The following is a 2,235-nucleotide window of genomic DNA, read 5'->3' as shown; positions in this document are numbered from 1 at the left end:
ATCGTTTGTGTTGTCACAAGCCAAGTGATCTACCCGCGGGCGGCCGTCGCGTCCATTTCCGACACGTCACAGGTTGATCACGCTGGTGCGACCGCATCCATCGGCGATCGTCGACTGAATAGTGCTCTTGGTATCGGTGTTACGCCAACTGTCGGAACACTTGCTCGCGCAACGCGTCCATGTCCATCGGATCGTCACCGGGCGTGTTGCCCAGCACTTCCGCCAGCTGCAGGAACGAGCGCAACATCCGCACGCTGAACACCATCCCGTTCGACTGGCTCGAGATAGGTTCCATGGGTCCCAGGTGGGGGTCATACATGGTCACCGCCCGCATGGCGGGATCCAGCCCGCTGGACCGAGGCGCCTCACCGCCCAGCTCAGCCATCAACCCCATCCATGCGAACCACAGGTTCGTATGGCCTGAAGGCAGAGGCGAGTCGAACGGCTGGATGTCGTCGGTGTCACCACCCTCGTACCCCATGGCCACGCACCACCGCCAGAAGACCGCGTTCGCCTCCGCCGTCACCTCGTCGGCACCGCGTTCCACCGCGAAGCGGAGCGTGGTGAGCGAATCCGCGGTCAGCGGCCGCCAAGCCGGCGGCGTCGCCGGGCTGTAGAGTTCGTCGAGCTCGCAGGTGATGATCCAGGCGGCGGCGAGGTAACGCTGGTAGGGCAGTGCCCGTAGCGTCTTGTGTACCACCCGCGAGAAGTCCCCGAGTTGCATCGTCAATCCGATCCGATCATGTCCTCGGCACCGGGCCGAACCGGCTGCCCACCGCGGTGAATGTATTCGGTCACGGCACTAGCCAACCGCGCTGACCTGGCCTTTTAGGTCGTAAAAGTCAGGACTTCGCCGGTCCGCCAACCAGGCCGGTCCGAAGGCGCCCAGGTGACATCACACCGGCCCTGGAAGGACTCCTCCGTGGCGGTCACCAGGGCCTCTTGCGCCTGACGCTCGTCCGCGTAGGCCGACACATCCGCGAGCCGCCCATCCATGACACCCTGGGTCGTGTAGGTCGCGAACCGCCATCCCTCCGGAGTCCGGCAAAGGATCAGCGCTGTGGGTTGATCCCACCTCGACCGCTGCCGTGCCTGCATGAACCGCGATTCTGCCCCATTGTTCTTCAACGGGCACTGAGACTGCCGCCGCAAGGAGATCACCACTCATCAGCAGCCAGCAGCGCGAGAGTGCGCCATGATGACGTGCATGATCAGCCACTTTCGCGACCTGTTCCAGCGAGTACGCCTGAGGCCAGGCATGTATGGCGTACAGAATTACGCCGAGACCACCTCGTTCGTAACCGGCTGTGACGCAGCTATGGGCTGGATGCTGCTGGAGGGCTTCCGCGAGTGGCTCATGCTCCGGCTCGACGAACAGAGTTCGCTGGTGTGGTCAGCGTTGGTCCTCGAACTGACCCCCGGAGTCACGCTCCAATCCGCCCGGCATCTGTCTGACGAGGTTGAGGCTGCCGTCCATGACCAACTGTTCGATCTACTCGATCAGTTCCTCACAGTGAAGGAGCAGCACGACGGCCTACGCCAGGTGTACGCCGAGTACGCCGCCCGCCGCATCGAGTGGGATGCGCGCTGACAGTCTGCGTGCCAGTAGCGTGCCAGATCGGCGTGCCGATAGAGGCCTCAGGCGGGCACCATCGGGCAGATGCCCGGCGACACCTAAGTGCTCTGACCGGGAAGATTCGCCGGGTTGGTTGCCGGTCTCCGAGCTGTTCGAGTGCTGCGGTGCTGTTCGTTCACGTGCTCCGGTGCCAACGCCTATGCTGGATGGCTGACCACCGGTCCGCTTGGCGCGTTACGCAGGGACGAGATGGGTGACATCGGCCTGCGACTGTATCGCATGAGCACCGAAGTCGGGCAGCAGTCCGTTGCCGCAGCGGACACCCACATATTCGGCCGTGCCACCTGTACCCAGTGCGGAAGCACGTTCCGCGTATCGGACCAGGTAGAGCGCTATTAGTGCGGTGGTCGCGTTTGTTCGTTGAACTGCCATAACTCGCTGGGCCACCCTCCTTCCGTGAATGGGCACGAAAAAGGGCCCGCAGAGGGGCCCGAATAGCGTCTTGGTGCGGATACGCGTCAAGGCCCACCCCGAGGGGTGGGCCTTGACTGCGATGTTTGTCCGGCGGCGTCCTACTCTCCCACAACGTCCCCGTTGCAGTACCATCGGCGCTGGAGGGCTTAGCTTCCGGGTTCGGAATGTTACCGGGCGTTTCCCCT

General features: G+C 63.5%; 2 protein-coding genes and 1 rRNA gene. 1 reads left to right on the top strand and 2 read right to left on the bottom strand.

Annotation, left to right across the window (positions count from 1 at the left end):
• Positions 1-139 precede the first annotated feature (139 nt).
• Positions 140-724: a hypothetical protein gene (locus FLL47_RS42510; protein WP_144128371.1), complete on the bottom strand. Its 585-nt coding sequence runs from the start codon at positions 722-724 to the stop codon at positions 140-142.
• Positions 725-1,207: 483 nt separating this feature from the next.
• Here FLL47_RS42510 and FLL47_RS42505 point away from each other — a divergent pair, with 483 nt between their 5' ends.
• Positions 1,208-1,591, top strand: coding sequence for a hypothetical protein (locus FLL47_RS42505; protein WP_144128370.1), 384 nt, complete (start codon positions 1,208-1,210; stop codon positions 1,589-1,591).
• Positions 1,592-2,135: 544 nt separating this feature from the next.
• Here FLL47_RS42505 and rrf read toward each other — a convergent pair.
• A 5S ribosomal RNA gene (gene rrf / locus FLL47_RS42500) occupies positions 2,136-2,235 on the bottom strand; the annotation flags it as partial.

The organism is Catellatospora sichuanensis, from assembly GCF_007483665.1.
Classification (GTDB): domain Bacteria; phylum Actinomycetota; class Actinomycetes; order Mycobacteriales; family Micromonosporaceae; genus Catellatospora; species Catellatospora sichuanensis.
Note: the sequence above shows the minus strand (reverse complement) of the source record. Positions and strands in the feature narration are given on the sequence as shown.